The following is a 25,527-nucleotide window of genomic DNA, read 5'->3' as shown; positions in this document are numbered from 1 at the left end:
AAAAATCCCAATCTTAAAGGAAATAAAAAGCTATCCTGCTGCGTTATGTGCTTATCCTATTAATAAACCAAACTCAAGCTGGCAATAGCAATGAATTTTAATTCGAAATCCCTGCCTATGAGTAAATATGTACTTTTTTTTATTTTACTGCTTTCTTTAAACGCTTCTGCACAGGAGGCTGTTACCGCTAAAGCAACCCCATCCGCACAAAAAACCAAGTGGGATGAGCAGGAACCATTTGTAAATGGTTTTGCAAGGGTTTTACAAAACAGGAAATTCTCCTTCATCAATAAGTCTGGTAACCTGGTAACTCCGCTGCAATTTGAAGCTGCCAGGAATTTCAAAAATCATCTTGCTGCCGTTAAAAAAGACGGCAAATGGGGTTTTATTGATGAATCAGGCACTGTAATAATTCCTTTTAAATATGACATCGTTTTTGATTTTACTGAAAACATCACGGGTGTTTTTGGCAATAAAAGATGGTGGTTGATCAATACCCAAGCGCAGGTAGTAAAAGCGCTGGATGTAAATGTATTTTACGGATTTAAAAACGGTATTGCTAAAATTGAGAAGAACGAAAGAACAGGAACGATCAATATCAACGGAGAAGTAATATTTGATAAGACACAAAACAATAAACAGGCGCCAGCCAGCAATGCGGCGCCTTATCATACTACGGCTAATTCAGCTACCAGTACCATTACTATCTGTCCTGATAATATCGATTTTGAATACGGTTCTTTCTTTAACTGGGATTGTTATATCGGCCATGTGGATTCTATTGTGAACGTGAACGTGATCACGTTGAATCCATCTCCGCCAACACCTAACCGTCATACTTTGTATAATAAAGTATTACCCTCTGCAATTGACCCTTATGGTTTGTTCCCCACCAATCCTCCCGACGGGAGCAATTTTGCGTTAAGACTGGGTAATACACAGATAGGTGGTGAAGCAGAAGGTGTGAAATATAAGATCCATGTGCCGCTGAATGATTCTAACTTTTCTATCAAGTACGATTATGCTGTGGTGTTTGAAGATCCGGGTCATACACTCTGGTCGCAACCAAGGTTCCAGGTAAAAGTGTTTGACTCTGCCGCCAACAGCTATGTTGATTGTGCATCTTTTGAATATGTTTCTACATCCGGCCTGCCCGGATTTACCCGTTCTACAGTAGATACAGGCGTTATTTATAAACCATGGTCATCGGTGTTTTTAAGTTTAAGAGGATATGCAGGTAAAACCATGATCCTGGAATTTAATAATGCCGACTGTGTAAGGAAAGGCCACTGGGGTTATTCTTATATAGATGTTGAAAAACCTTGCGGACAATCTGTTGCAATGGATTATGATTGTGCTGATCCGCATATTACTACACTGGATGCACCTCCGGGTTTCCAGATATATAATTGGTGGAACCAGACCTTTGATACTTTACTGGCTACCGGTCAGCATGTTGTGTTAAATCCCGGACCACAGGTAAACACTACCGTATGGCTGGAGATGATCCCTTTCAACAATTTTGGTTGCCTGGATACGATACCGGTAAAGATCACCGGCGAGTTTACAGCGCATTTTACGCAATCAGATACATTAGGACTTTGCGCACCGCATACATTTACTTTTTATAACCGTGATGTGCCTTCGCAAACAGCCATCTGGGATTTTGGTGATGGCACTACCGGCAGCGGCGATACGGTAACGCATACTTACACAGCTGCAGGAAGTTACCTGGTAAGCCTGCATGTGGTAATGCCGGGAGGTTGTATCGGTAATACGGTGCAGCTGGTTTCTGTAGTGCAGCCTGCGGGAAGTTTTTCATTTACAGGTGGCACCTATTGCAGTAACCCATCCGTGCAGTTCAATGCTGTTGTAAGTAATGCAGATACACTGATATGGGATTTTGGCGATGGTACTATATTACATACCACGCAGGTGGACCCCGTGCATGTGTACACCGCACCGGGAACTTATATCCCCAAACTCACCATTAAAGCATTGAGTGGTTGCGAAACGCCACTGCCTATATTTGATACGATCAAGATCGACCAGCTTAAAACAGGATTTATTTACAGTGATGTAAAAACCTGCGGCAGCACTACTGTTAATTTCAGGGATACATCATCAGCCTATTTCGGCATTACCTCGCGGCAATGGGATTTTGGCGATGGTACCACCGGATCAGGCATCAATGTAAGCCATACTTATACCACATCGGGAACTTATACCATTACTTTAACTGTAAATGGCAACAGTGGCTGTAACGATGTTGTTACAAAGCAGATCACCGTGCAGGTGAACAATGTACCGGTTGCCGCTATTGATGGCGATACAGACCAATGTCAAAGTGTGCCGGTTACGTTTAACAGCAACGTAGTGTCTGCTGATGCGATTAATTATTATCACTGGACCTCTTCCAATGGTGCGATAGGAGCGAGCAGTTCTTTTGTGGTGAATTTTGCAACACCGGGTGTATATACGATACAATTGATCGTAGGTACAGTAAACGGTTGTTTTGATACCACTACACATACCGTTACTATTCATCCAACACCGGATGTATTGCAGCCTCCATCACAAACATTGTGCAATGGCGATTTTGCTGCTGCCACCAATTTCTCCGGCTCTGTTGCAGGAACGATCTATAACTGGACCAACACAGCGCCTTCTATCGGGCTTGCTGCGAGCGGCAGTGGTAATATACCATCGTTCCAGGTAATTAATAATAACACCACTACAGCCAATGCAACCATAAGGGTAACACCTGTGGCAAGTGGTTGTCCTGGTCCGCAAAAAACTTTTATAATAACTATTTATCCAACGCCGAATGTGGCGCAGCCAACGGACCAGACTTTGTGTGCAGGAAGCAATACAGCAGCGATCAACTTCAGCGGTACAGTAGCAGGAGCAGTGTACCAGTGGAGCAATAATAATACTTCCATCGGTCTTGCAGCAAGCGGTACCGGTAATATACCTTCGTTTACGGCTAACAGTAATGCCGGTACAGTGAATACAGCCACCATCACTGTAACACCTATGATGAATGGTTGCCCGGGTACACCTAAAACATTTACCATTACAGCTAATCCAATGCCGGCGGTGAACCAACCAACCGACCAGGACCTGTGTAGTGGTAATTATACAACAGCCGTTAATTTCAGCGGACCTGTTGCAGGCACTTTGTACAGCTGGACCAACAGTAATACCATAATAGGATTGGCGGCTAATGGTACGGGTAATATACCTTCGTTCCAGGCATCATCCAATGGCAGTTCGGTTGCAACGGCTACCATTACCGTTACTCCATCCATCAATGGATGTACTGCACCTCCTAAATCATTTACCATCACCGTTAATCCTGCGCCAAACGTAGCGCAGCCGGCAGACCAGTCTTTGTGCGATAACAGCAATACGGCAGCAATTAACTTTAGTGGTACAGTAGGTGGTACGGTGTATCAATGGACCAACAGCAATACTTCTATCGGCCTTGCCGCAAGCGGTAATGGAAATATACCTTCATTTACTGCCAGCAGCAATGGCAACAGCAATAATACGGCTACCATCACGGTTACACCGATGATGAATGGTTGTCCCGGTACACCGAGAACATTCACCATTACCGTTAAGCCTGTACCGGCAGTAAATCAGCCTGCAGATCAGCAATTGTGCAGTGGCAGCTTTACATCGCCTATTAATTTTACAGGTCCTGTTACAGGAACTTTATACAGCTGGAACAACAGCAATACTGTGATCGGTTTAGCAGCAAGTGGCACCGGCGATATTGCAGCATTCCAGGCATCGGCCAATGGAAATAATGTTGCAACATCAACCATTACTGTTACACCATCATTGAATGGTTGTGCATCTCCGGCAAAAACATTTACTATTACGGTTAACCCAACACCCAACGTGTTGCAACCTGCAGACCAGGCATTGTGTGATAACAGCAACACTGCTGCTATCAATTTCAGTGGTAGTGTAAGCGGTACCGTTTATAACTGGACCAACAGCAATACATCTATCGGGCTTGCAGCCAGCGGCAGCGGCAATATCGCTTCGTTTGCAGCCAGCAGCAATGGTAATACCGCTAATACCGCAACTATTACTGTTACTCCAACTGTGAATGGTTGCCCCGGTACTCCTAAAACATTTACCATTACCGTTAATCCTGTACCTGCGGTGAACCAACCTGCAGACCAGGCCTTGTGTAGTGGCAACTTTACAACAGCAGTGAATTTCAGCGGCCCTGTAAGTGGTACTGTATACAGCTGGACCAACAATAACACCGCTATCGGTCTTGCTGCAAATGGTTCGGGCAATATTCCTTCCTTCCAGGCACTGGCCAGTGGAAACGCTGTAACAACAGCTACCATCACTGTTACGCCATCACTGAATGGCTGTTCATCGCCTGCAAAAACATTTACAATAACAGTCAGTCCTTCACCTGCTGTGGCACAACCAGCAGATCAGGCCTTATGCGATAACAGCAACACTGCTGCGATCAATTTCAGTGGCCCTGTAAGTGGTACCATCTATAACTGGACCAACAGCAATACCTCGATAGGTTTAGCGGCTAACGGAACAGGCAATATAGCTTCGTTTGTTGCCAGCAGTAATGGCAGCAGCTCCAATACAGCTACCATCACCGTTACACCAACCATCAATGGTTGTGCCGGTACGCCTAAAACATTTACCATTACTGTAAACCCTGTACCTGCGGTGAATCAACCGGCTGACCAGGATCTTTGCAGTGGCAGCTTTACATCGCCCATTAATTTCAATGGTCCTGTAAGCGGCACTGTTTACAACTGGACCAACACGAATACAGTGATCGGTCTTGCAGCCAACGGAAATGGCAATATTGCATCGTTCCAGGCAGCTGCCAATGGAGTATCTGCAGCAACAGCAACCATTACTGTTACACCATCCTTCAATGGTTGTGCGGCTCCTCCAAAAACATTTACCATTACTGTTAACCCAACACCGGACGTGGTACAACCTGCCGACCAGGCATTGTGTAATAACAGCAATACCGCAGCTATTAATTTCAGTGGCGCAGTTCCGGGTACAGTTTATAATTGGGTAAACAATAATCCTTCTATAGGTCTTGCAGCGAGCGGCAGTGGTAATATTCCATCGTTCACTGCTTTAAGTAATGGTGCCAATACAAATGTTGCCAGCATTACTGTTACACCGGTATTCGGTACCTGTACGGGTACCCCCAAAACAATTACTATTACTGTTAACCCTGTACCTGATGTGGCGCAACCAGCCGACCAGGCATTGTGCAGCGGCAGCAACAGTGCAGCTATCAACTTTACCGGCGCGGTAAGCGGCACCACTTATAACTGGACCAATAATAACCCTGCTATCGGTTTGGCAGCGAGTGGATCAGGTAATATCCCATCGTTTGCAGCAACCACCAGTGGTAACAGTACCACCACAGCAACTATTACAGTAACACCTGTTACCAACAGTTGCCCGGGTACGCCTAAAACTTTTACTATTACTGTTAATCCATCGCCGAATGTATTGCAGCCTGCTGATCAAACATTGTGTAACAACAGCAATACAACTGCCATTAACTTCAGCGGTACAGTAAGTGGAACTGTGTACAGCTGGACGAATAATAATCCATCTATTGGCCTTGCAGCCAGTGGTGCCGGCAATATTCCTGCATTTGCAGCCAGCAGCAACGGCACTGCCACCAATACAGCCACTATAACGGTTACGCCTAACTACAATGGCTGTAGCGGTACACCAAGAGTATTTACCATCACCGTTAATCCAATGCCGGATGTGGCACAACCTTCGGATCAAACATTGTGTAACGGAAGCTATACCAGTCCTGTTAACTTTAGTGGTCCTGTTGCAGGTACACTTTACAGCTGGACGAATACGGCGCCTTCAATAGGTTTGGCAGCCAATGGTACGGGCAATATCCCATCGTTCCAGGCATTCAGTAATGGCGCCACCGTAGCACATGCCACCATTACGGTAAAAGCAACTTACAACAGTTGTGCTGCGCCTGCCAAGATTTTCGTGATCACTGTTAATCCATTGCCGAATGTGGTGCAGCCTGCCAGCCAGGCCGTATGTAATGGCGCTACTATCAACAGCATCAGCTTTAATGGTAATGTGGCAGGTACCGTTTACGAATGGACGAACAGCAACGCTGCAATTGGTTTACCATCCAGCGGTACGGGTACTATCACACCATTTATCGCAGTGAATAATACGGCCAGCCCGATCACTGCTACAATTACTGTAACACCGGTTGTTACATCAACCTGTAGCGGTACGCCTAAAACGTTTACTATTACCATCAACCCGACACCATCGGTTGATGCAAGCAATAATACCACTGTTTGCCTGGGCAAATCAGTACAATTAAATGCAACGGGTGCAACACAGTATACCTGGACACCGACCGATCATTTAACCTGTTCAAATTGTCCTGCTCCTTTATCAACACCGGTAGATTCTATTATTTACAGGGTAAAAGGAACCAACCAGTACGGTTGCCCGGGCTTTGATTCTGTGGTATTGAATGTGATCAAACCATTTAAAATGCAGGTTTCGCCAAACGATACTATTTGTGTGGGGGAAAGCATCAACCTGAACGCTTATAAAGCCAACAGTTATTTATGGTCGCCACCATTTGCATTGAACAGGGTGAACATACCTAACCCAACTGCAAGGCCAAACGTGACCACACAATACCGTGTGGTAGGTTACGACGGCTATGGTTGCTTTACCGATACCGGTTATGTAACGATCGTGGTAGGGCCTAAGCCAACAGTTAACCTGGGGCCGGACAAGGTACTGTCAACCGGAACGCATTTAACCTTGAATGCCATTACACAAAACGGACCGATCATCAGTTATATGTGGTCACCATCAGGCGACCTGAGCTGTAACAATTGTGCTACACCATCCACCATTGTAAGAGGTAATTCTTTCTATGCAGTGGAAGTAACGAATGTGTATGGCTGTAAAGCAGTTGATTCCATCTTTATCAACTCTATCTGTAAGAGCGCCCAGGTATTTATACCGAATGCGTTCACGCCGGATGGTGATGGCCTGAATGATATATTGATGGTGCGTGGCCGCGGTATCACTGTAAAATCATTCCGCATCTTCAACCGTTGGGGTGAGCTGGTGTTTGAGAAAGAGAATTTCTCTCCCGATGATCCTAAGTTTGGATGGGATGGAAAGGTGAGGGGCGTGCCTGCAACACCGGATGTGTTTGTGTACACTGCCGAAGTGTACTGTGATAACGGTATACCATACACGTACAAAGGAAATGTTACGATATTGAAATAATTTTATAACCTATGAAGTAAGCCCCGGCTGTATGTTTGAATAAACCTGTAGCCAAAGGCAAATACCATGTGGCCAAACAATAAACAGCTGCACATGAAACCAATTAAAAAGATCTTCCTGCTGTTAGCAGTGTCCCTGTTGGCAAAAGCTGCCAATAGCCAGGATATTAATTTCTCCCAGTTCTACGATATACCGTTGCTGAGGAACCCATCTCTTGCCGGTATATTTGCCGGTGATATCAGGATCACTTCTGCTTACCGCAACCAGTGGCAGAGTGTTACCGTACCGTACAGAACTTTTGCACTGGGTGGCGAATTCAAAAAGCCGGTGGGGGAGAATTCAGATGATTTTTTTACCTATGGGTTACAATTAACGAATGATGTTGCCGGTGACTCCAAATTGAGCCGTACACAGGCTTTCCCGGTATTCAATTATCATAAATCATTGAATGGTGATAAAAATACTTACCTGTCTGCAGGTTTTATGGGCGGCCCGGTAATGCAGAAATTCGATCCGTCCAAACTGGCCTTCGACGATCAGTATGTGAACGGCGCTTACAGTGCATCCAATCCCACCAAGCAAACTTTTACCAGTACTAATCTAACTTACTGGGATGCTGCAGCAGGTCTTTGCTTCAGCAGCGTGGCCGGTGAAGGAACGCATTATTATTTTGGTTTGGGATTGTTCCATTTTACACAACCCAAGGTGGCGTTTCAAAAATTAAATGATATCAGTCTGAATAAAAAATGGGTGGTGAATGCGGGTTTTGCAGCGCCCATGAGTGATGATAACAGGATGATATTTTACGTGGATTATTTTATGCAGGGTGGTGCAAGACAAGGCCAGGGCGGCTTAATGCTCAACCACGATTTTGTACAGTATGACGAAGATCAGAAAGTGAGTATTTCAGGCGGCGTGTTTTACAGGTGGAAAGATGCTTTTACACCCGTGGTAAAACTGGACTATTATGATTACAGTGTAGGTTTATCGTATGATGTTAACAGTAGCAAGTTAAAAACAGCCTCGCAATACAGGGGCGCATTTGAATTAACGCTGTCGTACAAGACTTTTAACAACAGGTATAATACCTCGGCCAACAAGGTAAAATGCCCGTTGTTTTACTAAGTATAATCAGGTGCTTATTTTTTCAACAAAACCCGCCATTGGTATGGTTTTTGGCCATTAATAAGAAAATCCAACTTTTATGAGAGCCATTTCATTCCTTATTGTTGCGTGCCTTGTACTGTTTGTAGTGATCTTTACACTGATCACCATATTGTTTGTTAAATATTGATACCCTGACCTCAATTACATTCATCCAAACAAGGACCGTTCTTCTTCAACTTACACTTACTCCTTCCATTGCCATATAACGGTACAGCGTACCCGTATATTTAATTCAGTTGTGCCAGTGCATCGCCATCTGTAAACACCACATCACTGAAGTCTTTTACCACGTTGTATAAAGTATCCCTTTCCACGGGCTGCCTTTTTACCTGTTTTATCAGCGTTACCAGTTCTGCCGTGCTCATTTTGGGCGTTTGTTCCTCGCTGCCCGCCATGCTGTATATCTTGGTACTGTCGTCGATCGTACCGTCAATATCATTCACGCCAAAGCTCAATGTAAGTTGTGCATTCTGGCGGCCCAGCATTGGCCAGTAAGCCTTCAGGTGCGGGAAATTGTCCAGGTATATCCTTGCAATGGCGTACAGGCGCATATCCTCGTTGATATTGCTTTCCGGCACATGGCTCATATCATTATTGCTGTTGCGGAATTTTAAAGGGATAAAAGTATTAAAGCCTTTTGTTTTATCCTGCAGGTCACGCAGCCTGCGCATATGGCCCACACGGTGTTCGTATTTTTCAATATGGCCGTACAGCATGGTAGCATTGCTGTGCATGCCTAATTGGTGCGCCTGTTCATGAATGGCGAGCCAACCGTCCGCATCCACTTTATCACCGGCTATCTGTTCTCTTATCTCAGGATGAAAGATCTCCGCACCGCCACCGGGTAAGCTGTCCAGTCCTGCTTCGTGCAGCTGCTTCATACCTTCAGCTACCGATAGTTTTGCTTTACGGAACATATAATCCAGTTCCACTGCAGTAAATGCTTTTACATGCAGTTCCGGGCGGTGTGCTTTTATCTTCTGCATCAGCTCAATAAAATAAGCCATATTCATTTTAGGATGCACGCCACCTACAATATGTACTTCGGTAATAGGTTTACCATCGTAGGTCTTTACAATATCCAGCATCTGGTCAATGCTCAGTTCCCAGCCTTCTTCCTTATGCGCATACAGCCTGCTGTAGCTGCAGAATTTACAGCTGAACACACAGACATTCGTTGGCTCAATATGAAAATTGCGGTTGAAATAAGTTTTATCGCCGTGCAGTTTTTCGCGGATAAAATTGGCCAGCGTGCCTACAAAAGCAAGGCTGCCTCTTTCAAAAAGTGCTATACACTCTTCATCAGTGATCCTTGTTCCGGCTTTTACTTTTTGGGCAATATTTTTTAAGGTGGTATCGGTAGTATTATTGATAAGGGTATCTACAGAACTGCTCATGGTATTAATTTTTGCAAAGTTACGGTGATAATAGAAGTTGCAACATTTATTTTTTGAACCCTTACTGCTGTAAATGATATTTAACAGCTTCTTCACTTGCATCTTTTCATGCATATTTACCAGCTTAAAATCAAAGCAGTATTGACACGTGATTTCAAAATAATTGTATATCTTCCAAATCTAAACTAAACGCACTGATATGGTCATCAAGATCCGGCTCACCGTAATGAGCTTTCTGCAATTTTTTATCTGGGGTATCTGGCTTATTTCTCTCGGCGGATATATGTTCGTGAACTTCGGCACCGAGGCCAATATTGGTTCCAAGATCGGCAATACGTATGGCACCATGGGGTGGGCATCTTTATTTATGCCTGCTTTAATGGGCATCCTGGCAGATAAATACCTGCGGGCGGAAATTGTGTTGGGTATCTGTCATATACTGGGCGGCGCTGCTTTGTATTATGCAAGCACTGTTACCAATGCTGGTGATATGTACTGGGCCATTTTTTTAGTGAGCAGTTTTTATATGCCAACCATTGCATTGAGCAACTCAGTTTCTTACAGCCTGTTGAGTAAAAACAATATTGATATACAAAAGTCCTTTGCGCCGATCCGTTTTTTTGGTACGGTTGGTTTTATTGTGGCCGAAACTGCGGTGGACCTGCTGGGCTGGACCAAGAACAACCACCAGTTTTATTTTGCAGCAGTTGCATCCGTCTTTACAGGTTTATATTGCTTTAGTATGCCTGCTGTGGAAGTAAGCAGGTCAACAGAAAAAAAATCTTTATCAAGCCGCTTAGGGCTCGATGCATTCCAGTTATTCAAAAGTTCCATCATGGCAAAGTTCTTTTTGTTTGCCATGTTTTTAGGAGCGGCATTGCAGATCACCAATATGTTCGGTAATCCCTTCCTGGGCGATTTTGCAAACGTGCCGGAATACGCCGACAGCTTTGCAGTAAAACACAGCAACATTTTAATTTCTATTTCTCAATATTCCGAAACACTATTCATCCTCGCCATACCATTCTTCTTAAAACGCTTTGGCATTAAATGGGTGATGTTCATCAGCATGGTGGCATGGGTATTAAGGTTTGGTTTATTTGGTATCGGCAACCCGGGTTCGGGCATGTGGCTGTTATTGCTGTCGATGATCGTGTATGGAATGGCTTTTGATTTCTTCAATATATCCGGTTCATTGTTTGTAGATAAAGAAGCGAAGCCCAATATCAGGTCCAGCGCACAGGGTTTATTTATGTTAATGACAAATGGATTGGGAGCAATACTGGGAGGATTATTTGCAGGTAAAGTGGTGGATCATTTTACTGATGCAGCAGGCATAAAGAACTGGCCGAACATCTGGTTCTCATTTGCAGCCTACGCTTTTGTGATCGCCGTATTTTTCTTATTACTCTTCAAATACAAGCACGATCCTAATGCAATAAAAAATACGCATCCCGAGCCTTTGTTACCCACAGAGTAAACGTTTTCTCAATAAAAAATCTCCGGTGAATAGCCGGAGATTTTTGTTATAAAGAAGTGGGGTTTAGATCACGCCGCCCATCAGCGGATCTGTCTTCGAGATTGCACCCGTTTCCACATGCCCTGCAAACTGCTGTTCAAAAAACTCGAAGCCTTTAATTTTAATGCTGGCATCATACCAGCCAAAACTTTTCTCAAGATCCATCACTACTGTTGAGGTTGCACCGGCTGCAATGGTATTGCTGCGTTTGCCGGTGTTATAACTATTGTCTGCCAGTTCAACTGTTACAGCCTTGGTATCTCTATTGGTAATGCGGAAAATAATATTGCCCGTTAGTTTTTTTGTGTTCAGTTTAGAACGTTCATAATCGCATTGCACATCAATAAGCGGGTCTGCTGCATGGCCTTTAAAAGCACGGAAAAAACCATTGGGTCCATAAGCTTTTAAATGATAAATATTATTCTCGAATTTGTCCACCAGCCATTCGTCTTTTAAAGTATCGCCTGCAGACACTGCATAATCCCTGCTTACATCCAGCCATTGCTCTTTTGCATTTACTGCATACACATAAAAAGGACAACCAGCGGCTGATGCGCCAAAAACAGTATTGCCGGCTTGAAGACTGATCTCGAAATGTTTTTTATCTTTTCCGAGTGTGCCATTCACATATAGTTCATAGGGAAGGGCGCAGGCAGCACGGGTGCCTTTTTCCTGCACCGGTAATAAAGCGTTTAAGGTTCCTTCATTGATCGCTGTTTTTTCAGCGGCAGTCAAAGCTTTGAAATTGCCCGGCGCCTCTTTGAATTTGGCATTGTATATCAACTGTATGAATTTTTCTTTTTCCAAAAACTCCGGCATGCCGATCTTTTCATTATTGTAAGTACGGAAAGCAGAACTGAGATCGCCACAAACCGTGCGCCTCCATGCCGTGATATTTTCTTCCTGGATCTTTTTGCCCGTTTTCTTTTCTAAAAAGTTTTCGAGGAACTGCAATGATGAAGTATGATCGAATACTTCCGAACAAACAAAACCACCCCTTGTCCACGGTGATGCGATCACCATCGGTACACGAAAGCCCAGGCCAATATTGCTTTCCCTGCTGTATTTTTTACCGGACGATTGTTCGCTGCTGCGCACAAATTCCACTGTGCTGTCGATACCTGCAGAAACCTTGCCTGTATTAGCTTCGTAAGGATTAGGAGCGGCGAATGGTGGTACATGATCAAAATAACCATCATTCTCATCGTAGGTAAGTACAAAGATGGTTTTCTTCCAAACCTCCGGGTTCTGCGTAAGGATATCTATTACTTCACTGGTATACCAGGCACCAAACCAGGCAGCGCTGGGATGATCAGAAAATGCTTCCGGCGCTGCCAGCCACGATACAGTTGGTAACTGGCCATTCTTCACATCTTCCCGGAACTGGTGCAGCACATCTCCTTTGGGAACATTTATTTCCCTCGTGGTATTGCCATCAGCATACTGCATCGTTTCCAGTTCGTGATAGTGTGGATCATTACGGTTATTAGTAAACGCTTTTTTATGGATATTTTTCTGGTGCGCTGTAAGCTTGTCAAAATTCTCTTTTGTAAATATCTTTTGCTCTTCCTGCAAAGCGGCCAGTCTTTTTTTACGTTCAACAATTTCGTTTAAGGCTTTTTTATCAGTACCATCGGCAGGTAACTTTGCTTGCATTGCAGCAATCTCTTCCTGAAGCTGGCGTACCTGCTCAGGCAAATAAGCAATATATTCCGGTGTCATCCGGACATGGTAATGCGGAAAATATTCCAGCGGGTTATCGCCAAAATTATCCAGCCAGGATTGTTTTTCTCCCAGGCCAACCGGTGAATAGATCTCGTTCTGGTACACTTTCCAGGAAATGCCATTCTCTTCCAGTCTTTCAGGATAGGTTTTCCAGTGCACTTCGCCCTGGCCATAATCAGCATCCTGGTTCCAAACTTTTGCTTCGGAAGCAGCTTCCATTTTTTCCCTGATGGTACCGCTCCAGAAATACAAACGGTTAGGCGTAGTACCGGTAAGGGAAGAGCAGAAATTATGATCGCATACCGTGAATGCATCTGCAAGCGCATAATAGAACGGTATGTCAGCCCTGGTATAATAACCCATCGTCATCGGCATGCCTTCATAAGGCTCGCCGGTTGTTTTTACTTCCAGCCATTTATCCATCTTGCCACCATTGCGGGCATCTACCTGGTCGCTCCAGGAATGCGGTAAGCCGCCCATCCAGGTTATCTTGCTGTTCCTGATATCCAGGTGAAAAGGCGCAAAGGTTTCTCCCTTTTTATTGGTCTGCAGCCATACTTTATTGTTATTGGGCAAATGGATGGCACGGGGGTCATTGTAACCACGCACTCCCTGTAATGTTCCAAAAGTGTGATCGAAGGAACGGTTTTCCTGCATCAGGAAAACAATATGTTCGGCATCGTAAAAACTGCTGCCCGGCTCTGGGTCGATGGCCAATGCTTTTTGCAGCGTGGGAGGGAGGCCCTGCAGCAGACCGGTGGCGCCGGTAAGCAGGCCGGCTTTCTTTAAAAAGCTTCTGCGTGTATCCATTACTGTAACCTTTGTGTTTGTGTGAACTTACTGTAAGCCCGAATTACCGGGCCGTCAAAGCTAATTTTAATATGGCGCTTTTTTGTTTACAGTATAAAAGGTAACAATTATTTATAAAGCAAAAAAATGGTCTTGGCAAAGGATGTTCAGAAAGGAATATTGATATTAAAAACGGGGTTACTTCAATAATCATCATTCAAAGCAAAGATCTGCTTGCTTGTTTTCCATTTACCTCTTGTAAAATCCGGTATATTTTGCAGGGCGCCGCCTTCGGCAATACTTTTTTCGCTCAATGGAGTAATGCTGTACCAGGTGGCATAATCATACACATCCAGCGGAAAATCGGCGCCGCGTTTGATACATTCAATAAACGCATGGTCCACAAAAAAATCCATACCGCCATGCCCGGCGCCTTCCGCCTGCTGGCCATATTTTTTCCACAACGGGTGATCGTAATCAGCCAGCCATTTTTCAGTACTGTCCCATTTATGACTGTGGTTCATCTGTTTTTGAAAATAAAGGAAACCCTGTTTGGGGCCGCCGCTGCCATAATCCTGCCACAAGCCTTCGGTACCCTGTACACGAAAACCTAAATTGTAAGGGCGGGGAGAAGATACATCATGCGTAAGTAAAATGCTTTCTCCATTGGCGCATTGCAGCTGCGTATTCACAATATCGCCGCATTTAAAATTCACTTTGGCATTGGGATGATCCGGTCCACCCTTGGGATGTTCCACGATATATTTATGCAAACCCTTGGCCTTGGTGGCAATAGAAGATAACTTGGTAAGACGGTTGCCCTTATTGATATTCATCATTACCGCCACAGGTCCTAAACCATGTGTGGGATATAATTCACCATTGCGGGTGCGGTTATGCTCCGTGCGCCATTGCGCTTCGCTGTAGGCATTCTTTCCAAACTCCACACCACTGTCATAAGGGGTGATGCCATCGTTGAACAATACGCCCCGCAGGTCGTGTTCATAACCGCCCTGCCCATGCAGCAATTCGCCGAACATGCCCTGGCGCACCATGTTCATCACGGCCATCACATCACGGCGGTAACAAACATTTTCCATCATCATCAGCGGCATCTTTGTTTTTTCAGCAGTATTCACCACATCCCAGCATTCCTGCAGTTTAACAGCGCCGCAAACTTCCACCCCTGCAATCTTGCCGGCATTCATGGCATCAATGGCCTGTATGCTGTGCCATTCCCAGGGAGAGCAGATCATTACTGCATCCACATCATCCCTTTTTAAAAGATTCTTATAATCGTAATTGCCGTTCTTGTAAATGGCTGGTTCGGGGCGGTTGTATTGTTTAAACACTTTCAACGCTTCGTCAATACTGCGCTGTTGCGGATCGGCAATAGCGGTGATCGCCACATCTTCCCTTTGCAGAAAATTGCCCATGTGCTCGTGCGAACGCAGGCCGGTACCGATAATGCCTATACGAACTTTATCTTTTTTAACGGCGCTGAATGCTTTAATGGAATTGGTGAGCGTTAAAGCTGCCCCGGTCAGTGCAGAAGTTTTAATGAAATTGCGGCGGTTGAAAGTTGAAAGCATGCTACCTGTTTAATGTTATTCAAACTGTTGTAACGGGCCGTTCATTCATTTGCCGGGTTACAACAATTGTAATATTAATACAAAATATGCAGCGGAACAGCAGTAAAGCAGATGCAAACGGTTGCGCAATAATAGCAGCAGTTATTAGGCAAGCGTAACAAGGGTGGAAGCGATCTCTTCCACTATCGGTTCGGGAGCCGGATCGTCGTTTATCTTATTGCTGATAAGTTGTATCAGCAACTCCATCGATTTTTCGCCCTGCTGCAAAGGATACTGCTCCACAGAAGCCAGTGGAGGAAAAGCCGTATAACCAGTAATGGGCAGGTTGGCATAACTGGCAAAAGCAATATCCTTGTTCACAGCAATGCCATGCTTTGTTGCATACTGCACAGCATCCATCAGTACATAATCATTAAAAGCAATAATGGCCTGCGGCCTCTTTTTAAGGGCCAGTAATTTTTCCATGGCGCTGCAGGTGCTCTCTTTGGAAAAATCAGTGCTTTCCACCATTTGCATATCCACTTTTAATTTGTGTTTCGATATGCCTTCAATATAACCGTTCAGCCTGTCTTTACTGGCCAGCAGTTTGGCCGGACCATTGAGCAAAGCAATTCTTTTATAACCATTATCAAAAAGCCAGCCGATCAGTTCCACCGTGCCGGTATAAAGATTGCAATACACTTTATTGATATGGGGGAGTGCGGGCACCCTGTCAAAATACACTACGGGGATCTTGTATTTATCCAACGCCACCAGGTGATCGTATTTATTGGTTTGCTTGGAAAGAGAGATGATCAATCCATCCACTCTTTTTTTGCGCATGGCATCCAGCACTTTAATTTCCCTGTTGAGTTCGTCGTAGCTCTGGCCAAAAAGTATGGTGTAATCATGCTGCAGCGCCACGGACTCAATACCACTCAAAGCCTGGCTGAAAAAATCTTCGCGGATATTGGGAACAATGACGCCGATAACAAAAGTTCGTTTTTGCTTAAAGAAAATGGCCTGTGTATTGGGCTCGTAATTCAATTCTTTGGCCAGCTGTTGCACTTTTAACCGGGTGCCCAGGCCTATACGGGGATGGTTGCTCAATGCCCTCGAAACGGTGGATACCGATACGTTCAGTCTTTTAGCGATCTCTTTAATGGTTGGCACTTTATCCACTGTGGTTAATTGATCGCCTGCAAGATAATAAAACATAGCTGGCTGCTGCATAAACAATAACGCCACCCGGCGGGGTGGCGTTATACGATGGGTTAGTGAACAAGTTAGAATAAAAAGAAATCCCTGCCGCCCACTTTTTTCTTGGCCTGTCCCGCTGCTCTTACATTGTAGGTAAAAGTGGCTAAAAAGTACTGGCCCAGTATATTGCCCTGTGTAGTGGTAATGGTATTGCGGTTGGCGCTTACAAAAATGTTGGTGTTGCGGTTCAGTATGTCATTCACTGCCAGCCTTAACACACCTACTTCATTTTTCAGCATGGTGATGTTGAGCGCTGCATTCCATTTAAGCGCATCTTTTGGCATGCCCGCAGGTATATTGCCGTTGTACAGGTAGGTCAATTGTGTTTCCCATATCAAATGCTTGGGCATACGCAATACAAAATCAGTTCCCAGGTTTTGATAAGTGATGTTCAGGTCTTTGAACATGTCGCTGGTATAGCGGGTAAAGTTCTTGCCAAAACTGTAGTTCATGCTCCATTCAAATTTATCATTCAGGTTCAAACCCACACCAAACCAGTGATTGTAGTTAAAAGTGGTTTGCCTGCTGTCGGTACCATTGTAAAACAAGCGGCCCTTGGTCACATTCATCCAGTTGCCGGTATTCCAGCGAAAGCTCCTGTTCTGTTTTAATTTATACTGTTTGTTCAGGTTCCAGTTCATGCTGTAATTCTCGCTTTTGTTGGCATTCAAAGGCATGCTGGTCTGTACGCCCCTGCTATCCACTACAATACTCGATACGATATCATTATCGGTAACTGATCCACTGATATAACCGCCCACATTCAGGTAGTGTTTGGTATCGTTGTAATAATAATTCAGCGAAACATTCTTCCTTACAGAAGGTAACAGATCGGGATTACCTTTTACAATGAAATAAGGATTGCTGATATCTGCTACAGGATTGATGGAGTTGAAAGAGGGGAGGATCACATCCTTGCTGTAGTTCAGGCTCAATTGCTTGTACACAACAGAAAAAGAAGGCAGCAGGTCGGTTTGATTTTGCTTGATAATGGTATTGGCAGAAACCAACCGGTTGTTCACGTTCTGCTGCAGGAAACGGAAGCCGGGAGTGATCACCAGGTCTTTCCATTTGTATTCCAGGCCGGCGCCCACAAATACCCTGTTGCTGATTCTCCTGAAATCGCTGCTGAGTAAATTATTCAGCACATCGTATTTATCACTGCCGGTATTTTTGTTGTAGGTGCTCACTTCATTATTCAGCTTGCTGAATTCATAACGGCCGTTGATGCGCAAAGCAAAAGATTTGCTGAGTGGTTCGCTGTAATTGAAATTAATATTGGCATCCGTCCTCGGTATTCTTTCTTTACGCAACTGCGCATACACGCTGTCGTAATTGTTGGGATAAAAATATTGAATGTCTGATTCAGAAGTGTAATCATTGTAACGGTTATTCACTTCCAGGTTATGGTTCAGGTTATAGCGCCTTCCTTTTTTTGTTTTGGAAAGATGGGTGATGTAAACACCATGGCGGTAGATATATGTGTTGGCATCGTTGTACTGTGTCACCTGTCCTTCACTCAGCGGACCTGTTTTATTATTGCTGCCCGTGATGTTATTATAACGGTCCTCATCCTGTATACCCAGTAAAAAACTGGCATTCAGTAAAACCGTGGTAACGGAATCGGGTTTCAATTTAGCGCCTGCGCCAAAAACATGGCCATGTGTTACCATATCGCCGGTAAGCAGGGTATTATTGTTTACAATGGTATCGTTACTGAACTGGTTAATATCGGTAGTGGTTACACGAGGCGCCCTTACATTGCCATTAAAATACTGGAAGTAAAAAGATCTCTTTTTATTAGGGGCAAGGTTAAGGTTAAAACCGCCGCCGGTGCTGGTGGAGATGCCGCCAAAGCCCTGCGAGCCGCCAAAGTTGATACCGTTGATAGAGATACCACTGCCGCTGTTGCTGTTCCATACACTGGTGCTGTTGCTGGCGCTGTTGCTGCGTACCCTGTCAAAACCACCGGAAGACATCAGTTCAGAATAGCTGAAGCCGGGCTTGTTAAGATTATTGGCATAACCCAAAATACTCAGCTGAACCGTATCACGGTAAATATTCGCAATACCACCGGCTTCATACAATTCGCCGCTGCCGGCACCTGCATACAGCTTACCGAACCAGCCTTTTTTAACGCCCTTCTTCAACGTAATGTTCACCACTTTACCCACATTATTGATATTGTCATCACCATTCCGCATCAGTTCTTCTTTATCATCCGTAACCTGTACTTTATCAATTACATTGGCAGGCAGGTTCCTCGTGGCCATTTTAGGATCGTCACCAAAAAAGGTCTTGCCATCCACTAAAATGCGGTTCACCGGTTTGCCATTCACGGTAATGTTACCATCTGCATCCACCAGCACGCCGGGCAATTTTTTCAAAAGATCTTCTACTAATGCATTCGGCAAAGTTTTAAAAGCAGAGGCATTGAATTCGATCGTATCTTTTTTCATTACCACCGGTGGCCGTTCGGCATAGATCACCACTTCATCCATGGTTTTGGAAGTAGTGGCCATGGGTACATTGCCCAGGTCCAGGATGGGATCTGTTGCTTTTAAAATAAATTCTTTACGGTAACCGCTGTAGCCGTTGAACGAAACCACCATACGGCAATTCACATCATACGGAATGCCGGGCACTTTGAATTCGCCCTGCGGGTTGCTGAGCCGGTAAGTGATGATGCTGGTATCCGCCGCCCTGAAAACGGTAACGGTGGCAAGTCCTAATGGTGTTTTTGCTGCGGAGTCAATTAGTTTTCCCTTAAGGGTTCCCTGTGCAGTAGCGGTAATACAAAGGCCAATACTGGCCACAATGGTCAGAAAGATGTTTCTCATGTTTAAAAATTAAAAATGGCTATACTTTAATGCTATACTTTAGTTGAAAACCACGTTGCAGTAGGGGCAGGTTATATCCACCCTGGTATGTTTCCCGGTTACATCACCGGCAACTGCCTCAAATTTCATTTTACCCGTGCCGGTCTTACCCGATGTTGCAACACTGTCTTTTGGAATTGCAGCATCAAAGCTTACCGTACCCGTAAAAGTTTGTTTTTGAGCAGCAGATATTTTGTTCACATCCTTATAACTTCCCTCATAATACACACTGTAGTTTTTCTGGTCGTATAAAGGTAATTTCAGGTCGGCATATTTACTGTCAATTTTGATGAACGGCGCCTCGTAACTGAAATTGTTGATCTTTACATCCGCACTCGCCCCGCTCAATACCAGTTTATCTTTCAGGCTCTCGATATTCAGTTTGCCAAAATCCTTGCTGCCCGAAATGCTGCCGGCCTTATCCACCTTGTACACATCACTCACACTGGTCACATCCATAGTTCCACAATTGTCCAGTTGCAGGTTGGATGATTTAGAGACAACCGACATGGTAACAATGTTGCTTGCATTGAATTTGGTATTCCACAGAATCTAGTCTTGCATTCTGAATATCGGCTGCTTCAATAGTGGCGTACTTGCTTTTGATGACCACGCCACTGGCGTCTTTCAGCTTCAGTGTACCGTTATTGATATCTGCATTGATATTCTTTACATAATTCTCCACTTTCGTATCCACGTATTTTGTTTTAAGAATGATCACCACGTTGCCGGGTACCGCAATGTAAACGGGGCGTTTCAGTTCCATATCTTTATCCTGCTGTGGGCAAAGCGCTGTATCAGCTATATTGGCCTTGGCATTGATAGAAGCAATTACATGATTTTGCGACCGGGTAAGCACAACGCCCAGCTTTTGCAACACTTCATTATCCTTTTCATTAAAAGGTTCTTTATAGGTAACAAAAGTGTATACCCTTAATTTTTGCGCTTCGGTAACTTTAATGGTAATGTTCCTGTAATAGCTTTCAATGTATACCGTATCACCGTCGTTGCAGTTCACTTCCATCGATACTTCTTTTTTACGGAAAAGGGTATTGGTATGCAATGTGTCTTTTTGCAACTGCAAAGTCATTTTTTTATGCTGCAGGTAGCTTTTAAACTTTACCGAATCGGCCTTGATGCCTTCCACGTACATCACTTTCTTCATCGAATCCATCTGCACCAGTGTGAGTTTGAATTTGCCGAGCGGTTCCAGCGATTTGGTAAGACCCAATAATTTTCTCGAAGAATCGTACTGTAAATTACGGGTGGCCTTGGTTCTTTTTAAAGAATCCATTCTTACCACACCCCGCACCGATTTGTACTTTTGAAAAGTATCCGCACTGATGGTGGTGGTGAATTTTAAAGAATCGTAGGTGAAACTTTGTGCCGACCGGCCAGTTTTAAAAGTGCGATGTTCCTTAGTAAACAGGGTATCTTTTACAGCAGTAAAAGCTTTGGCCCGCACATACATTCTTTTTTGGGGAGTATCTACTATCATGCGGCCGTTAACGGTATCCCGGCTTGCTTTTCGTTTAATGGTAGTCGTGGTACCTTTCGCATACACAGTATCGGGTACGTAGTGATATTTATGCATTAATTTATAAGCGCTGTCCATCAGCTTTTTTGCATCTCCTGGAAGGCTGTCATTGTTCTGTGCAGCCGCTGCCAGGCAAAAGAATAATGGCAGGGCTATTAATAAAAAACGTTGGAATATACTTTTCATGGCTGTAATTAAATGGTAATAAAATGGGTTTTCAGTGAATCATCCGGTTGTGCATTTTCTTTCACTTTGTTATTCATCCTGTTCATTTCATGTTGCAGGTTTTTCAGCAGGTCGATCTTTTGCTGGTATACATTGATCAGTTGTTCCAGCAGCACATCGTTCAACCCGTTTGTTTTGATGTTGGATTTTATAGAAGCTTCATCTGTTTCCAGTTGGTGCAGGTTTTGTTTAAAGCCGGCAAAATATTCATCGCTCTCGCCATATACCGGTGTGGAGCGGATACCCTTTAACTGCAGTTTCACCAGTTGGGTATAATTATTTTCAAAAGAATACAACAGTTGGTAGGGCAGGGGCAGTTTCTTTTCTCCTGCTTTCTTTTTGGATGCAGTTGCTGCTACAGGCAAAGCCACAGGCCTAATTGTATCCGGCTGTTGTTCCTGTGCTTTCGCAATAACAGGCGCAGCTTCTTTAGCTGGTTCAGCAGCTATGGGTCTTTCAGTCTGTGCAGGTTTATTATACAGCAGCCACCAGCCGCCCAGCGACAGTACAGTAACAATGCAGGCCGCTGCCGCCACACGCCACCACAGCATACGTACCGGCGCTTTTTTGCTTTCCATAACGGGTACCTGTATACGCTTTAATACATTGGGCGAAGGCGTATCAAAGTCCATTGCATCTTTCTGCTGCTGCAGGTATTTTTTTAAATCATCCATTGGTAACAATTTGTGTGGTGATCCTTTCCCTCAATAATTTCTTTGCCCGGTGATACTGGCTCTTACTCGTGCTTTCGGTAATGCCCAGTTGTGCCGCTATCTCTTTATGGCTGTTATCTTCCATAGCATACAGTACAAATACCTGGCGGCAACCATCCGGTAAATTTTTGATCTCCTTATGCACTGTGCTCAGGCTGATCGTTGTCCACCATTCCGTGGGTTCATCCGGTATCAGTTCGTGCTGCTCTTCGTGCCACTCGTGCCATTGCAGGTGCTTTTTGCAATGATTGATACAGGTATTCACCACTATTCTTTTTAACCAGCCCGCAAATGCTTCCGGTTGCTTTAAACTGTCCAGGCTTTTAAAAGCGATAATGAACGCATCGTGCAACAGGTCTTCCGCATGCGGAATGTTGCCGGTCATCCGGGTACAGATATTGAACATCGCCTTACTGTATTGCTGGTAAAGCCAGGTCTGTGCATCTGCATCCCCTCGGGCCGCCCGCTGTATAACTGCAGTTTGTATATTAGTTGGCGCTGTCAATTAAAAGAATACGTTATTAAGAGAGCCCAACCACTAAAAGGTTGGAATGGGTTTAAACTTTTTTTATGAGCCGCCAAATATACGACAGTTGTCGTATATGGTAGGACAGGCAATATCTTATAGAAAAGAAATACCTTAGTGCAAATAAAAAACATGAGGTATACAGAAGTGCGTTTCAGCGGGGTATCGGCCGAGCAGAACGATATATTGATAGCGAAGCTGGCAGATACAGGCTACGAAGGCTTTGAAGAGAACGGGCAAAACCTGTCGGCATTTATTGATGAAGAGCAGTTTGATAAAACATTGCTGGATGGTATTGCAGGGGATGCAGGACTGGCTTACACTACATCATCCATTGAGCAGCAAAACTGGAATGCGCAGTGGGAGAGCAGCTTTGAGCCCGTTGTCATCAATGATTTTGCAACGGTAAGGGCCGCCTTTCATGCACCGGCCACGCAGGTACAATACGAGATCATCATTACACCCAAAATGAGCTTTGGCACGGGCCACCACGCCACCACATTTTTAATGATAGAACAAATGAGCCGGTTGGATCTTAAAGGAAAGTCGGTATTTGATTTTGGAACGGGCACCGGTGTACTGGCCATACTGGCCCACAAAATGGGCGCTGCAGACATTGTGGCCATTGATAACGACGAATGGAGTATTGACAATACCAAAGAAAATATAGCCACTAATAATGCGCAGGAGATCGTGGTACAAAAGGCAGATACTGTTGACACCGGGCGAAAATATGATATCATCCTGGCCAATATCAACCTGAATGTACTGGTGGCCAGTATGGCTGCTATTGCCGCAGTGAGTTACCCACATACGCAAATACTGCTCAGCGGCGTTCTATCTACGGACGAAGCGGCCATAAAAGCCTCGCTGGTAGCTAATGGGTTGGTTTTTAAGGAATTGAAGGAAAAGAACAACTGGCTCTGTATCAGGGCTTCGGCCTCATAAACATTAAATTATTTTGTATATGTTAATCTTATTAACGAATTCCTGTTAAATTAAGGTTATGTAAATCAATAATTCGTTATTTTTGTATTGTTCAACTCAACTCAAAGCAAAGCATGAAAGAATTACTCCTTATAATTCTGGCATATTTAATTGGTTCAATACCTTCGGCACTTATCATCAGCAAAAAATTCTTTGGTATCGACATCCGCGACTACGGCAGTGGTAACATGGGCGCCACCAATACCTTCAGGGTACTGGGTTCTAAGTATGGCACCATTGTAATGATAATGGATATTTTAAAAGGCGTACTGGCAGTAGCATTATATAATTGTTTACCCTATTATTTCAGCAACGAATTACAGCGCACCAACTTTATGATAGGCCTGGGCCTTGCAGCAGTGGCTGGTCATATATTTCCCATCTTCGCCAACTTTAAAGGTGGTAAAGGCGTGGCTACCTTGTTCGGTATGCTGCTGGCAGTACAGCCGGTAGTAGCCATCAGTTGTGTGGGAGTGTTTTTACTGGTATTGTATCTTACCCGTTATGTTTCATTAAGCTCCATACTGGCAGCCATGTTCCTGCCTATTGGTGTATTATGGATATGGAACGAACACGAATTCTTATATCGTTTGTTTACATTGATAGTGGCCGCACTGGTAATACTCACCCACCAAAAAAATATCGGCCGCATACTGCGTGGTGTAGAAAGCCGTGTGCCTATTCTGAAGCACAGGGACAGAAGAAAATCGCGCCGCCGCAACGACAACGAATAATTTCCTGCTCACAACCTTCCGGACAAAATTTACGTCTTAACTGAAAATTACATTTTGTAATTTGTAGTTAATAAAATTGGTACGCCAATTGTTTAGTGAATTAAAACCCAAACAAACATGAAAAAAGTATTCCTCAAATTATCTTTTATAGCATGCAGTGCCGCGCTGTTTACGGGCTGCCCTAAAAACAATATTACAGGAAGGAATCAACTGGCATTATTCTCCGAATCCAGCCTGCAGGAGATGGCCCTCACCGAGTACAAAACATTCTTATCGCAGAACCAGGTGGTAAGTCAAACCACCAGTAAAGATGCCGAAATGGTACGCCGTGTGGGATCAAGGATCGCCAAAGCCATCAATGATTATTATACCCAAAAGGGCAACCAGGATGTGATCAAGGAACTGAGTAATTACAAATGGGAGTTCAACCTGGTGAATAATAAAGAAGTGAACGCCTGGTGTATGCCCGGCGGTAAAGTGGTAGTGTATACCGGCCTGTTACCCGTAACACAGAATGAAGCGGCGCTGGCGGTGGTACTGGGCCACGAGATCACGCATGCGGTGGCGCACCATGGTAACGAGCGTATGAGCCAGGGCGCAGTGGCGCAGGGCCTGCAGGTGGTAGGCAATGTTGCCACTTCGGGTAATTCAAAATACAATACTTTATTTAATAATGTGTTTGCGCCCGGTGCGCAGGTAGGGGTATTGCTGCCCAACAGCCGGAAACAGGAATACGAAGCCGATCATTACGGGCTGATATTTGCGGCCATGGCCGGTTATAACCCACGGGAAGCCATCACTTTCTGGCAAAGAATGGCAGACGCCAGCAACGCCGGCGGTGCACAAAAGCCACCTGAATTCCTGTCTACCCACCCGGCAGATGAGAACAGGATCAAGAAATTACAGGGCTATATGGACGAGGCGCTGAGCTTCTACAAACCGGTAGGCCCCTCTAAATAAATTACTACAAAATCATTATTTATTTGAAAAAACTCCGCATTTTGCGGAGTTTTTTTGCTCAAAACTTTTATCTACCAAACATATTGTTTAAATTTACATTAGCAAACAACTATGTGTTGTTGATCTTAAACCCCTCCGGAAAAAGCCTTACAAATCAGCTGCGGTAATTGCGGTTGATATTTTTAGTAACAATGTAATTACTTTTTTAAACT

15 protein-coding genes are annotated in these 25,527 nt (G+C 44.4%); 6 read left to right on the top strand and 9 right to left on the bottom strand.

All coding sequences use genetic code 11. From position 1 onward, the window contains the following. Positions 1-117 precede the first annotated feature (117 nt). The gene (locus QM738_RS22890; RefSeq protein WP_462279091.1) at positions 118-7,326 is read left to right on the top strand and encodes a PKD domain-containing protein; all 7,209 of its coding nucleotides are present in this window, start codon (positions 118-120) and stop codon (positions 7,324-7,326) included. A 93-nt stretch (positions 7,327-7,419) separates the two neighbouring features. Beyond that, a complete protein-coding gene (locus tag QM738_RS22885) occupies positions 7,420-8,451 on the top strand; it encodes a PorP/SprF family type IX secretion system membrane protein (RefSeq protein ID WP_462279090.1) in 1,032 nt (343 codons plus the stop codon). Between the two features lie 269 nt (positions 8,452-8,720). Here QM738_RS22885 and mqnE read toward each other — a convergent pair whose 3' ends face one another. After that, the gene (mqnE, locus tag QM738_RS22880) at positions 8,721-9,890 is read right to left on the bottom strand and encodes an aminofutalosine synthase MqnE (RefSeq protein ID WP_462279089.1); all 1,170 of its coding nucleotides are present in this window, start codon (positions 9,888-9,890) and stop codon (positions 8,721-8,723) included. 199 nt (positions 9,891-10,089) lie between these two features. Between mqnE and QM738_RS22875 the strand changes: the two genes are divergently transcribed. Continuing rightward, a complete protein-coding gene (locus tag QM738_RS22875; RefSeq protein ID WP_462279088.1) occupies positions 10,090-11,370 on the top strand; it encodes a nucleoside permease in 1,281 nt (426 codons plus the stop codon). A gap of 63 nt (positions 11,371-11,433) precedes the next feature. Here QM738_RS22875 and QM738_RS22870 read toward each other — a convergent pair whose 3' ends face one another. From QM738_RS22870 to QM738_RS22835, 8 genes are all read right to left on the bottom strand, one after another. Continuing rightward, positions 11,434-13,944, bottom strand: coding sequence for a phosphocholine-specific phospholipase C (locus QM738_RS22870; protein WP_462279087.1), 2,511 nt, complete (start codon positions 13,942-13,944; stop codon positions 11,434-11,436). A gap of 182 nt (positions 13,945-14,126) precedes the next feature. Next, a complete protein-coding gene (locus QM738_RS22865) occupies positions 14,127-15,515 on the bottom strand; it encodes a Gfo/Idh/MocA family oxidoreductase (protein WP_462279086.1) in 1,389 nt (462 codons plus the stop codon). 144 nt (positions 15,516-15,659) lie between these two features. Next, entirely contained in the window at positions 15,660-16,727 is a 1,068-nt protein-coding gene (locus QM738_RS22860) for a LacI family DNA-binding transcriptional regulator (RefSeq protein WP_462279085.1), read from the bottom strand. 53 nt (positions 16,728-16,780) lie between these two features. Beyond that, on the bottom strand, positions 16,781-19,594 hold the full coding sequence (locus QM738_RS22855; RefSeq protein ID WP_462279084.1) for an outer membrane beta-barrel protein: 2,814 nt from the start codon (positions 19,592-19,594) through the stop codon (positions 16,781-16,783). Positions 19,595-19,633: 39 nt separating this feature from the next. Further along, positions 19,634-20,143, bottom strand: coding sequence for a hypothetical protein (locus tag QM738_RS22850; protein ID WP_462279083.1), 510 nt, complete (start codon positions 20,141-20,143; stop codon positions 19,634-19,636). Beyond that, positions 20,127-21,356: a hypothetical protein gene (locus QM738_RS22845; protein WP_462279082.1), complete on the bottom strand. Its 1,230-nt coding sequence runs from the start codon at positions 21,354-21,356 to the stop codon at positions 20,127-20,129. Before QM738_RS22845 ends, QM738_RS22850 begins: the two co-directional genes overlap by 17 nt. A gap of 8 nt (positions 21,357-21,364) precedes the next feature. Next, on the bottom strand, positions 21,365-22,069 hold the full coding sequence (locus tag QM738_RS22840) for a hypothetical protein (RefSeq protein WP_462279081.1): 705 nt from the start codon (positions 22,067-22,069) through the stop codon (positions 21,365-21,367). Then, positions 22,062-22,613 carry an RNA polymerase sigma factor gene (locus QM738_RS22835; protein ID WP_462279080.1) on the bottom strand — a complete coding sequence of 184 codons (552 nt, stop codon included), beginning with the start codon at positions 22,611-22,613 and terminating at the stop codon, positions 22,062-22,064. The genes QM738_RS22840 and QM738_RS22835 overlap by 8 nt, the downstream gene beginning before the upstream one ends. Before the next feature lie 153 nt (positions 22,614-22,766). Between QM738_RS22835 and prmA the strand changes: the two genes are divergently transcribed. The 3 genes from prmA (at position 22,767) to QM738_RS22820 (ending at position 25,315) form a co-directional block, all read left to right on the top strand. Beyond that, complete coding sequence (prmA, locus tag QM738_RS22830) at positions 22,767-23,582, top strand: 50S ribosomal protein L11 methyltransferase (protein ID WP_462279079.1); 816 nt, start codon at positions 22,767-22,769, stop codon at positions 23,580-23,582. A 113-nt stretch (positions 23,583-23,695) separates the two neighbouring features. After that, complete coding sequence (gene plsY / locus QM738_RS22825) at positions 23,696-24,355, top strand: glycerol-3-phosphate 1-O-acyltransferase PlsY (RefSeq protein ID WP_462279078.1); 660 nt, start codon at positions 23,696-23,698, stop codon at positions 24,353-24,355. A 117-nt stretch (positions 24,356-24,472) separates the two neighbouring features. Then, positions 24,473-25,315: a M48 family metallopeptidase gene (locus QM738_RS22820; RefSeq protein ID WP_462279077.1), complete on the top strand. Its 843-nt coding sequence runs from the start codon at positions 24,473-24,475 to the stop codon at positions 25,313-25,315. The last annotated feature ends 212 nt before the right edge of the window (positions 25,316-25,527 follow it).

The organism is Ferruginibacter sp., from assembly GCF_049840995.1.
In the GTDB taxonomy this organism is placed as follows: Bacteria; Bacteroidota; Bacteroidia; order Chitinophagales; family Chitinophagaceae; genus Ferruginibacter.
The sequence above is the reverse complement of the archived record's forward strand: the minus strand, read 5'-3'. Positions and strand labels throughout refer to the sequence as shown.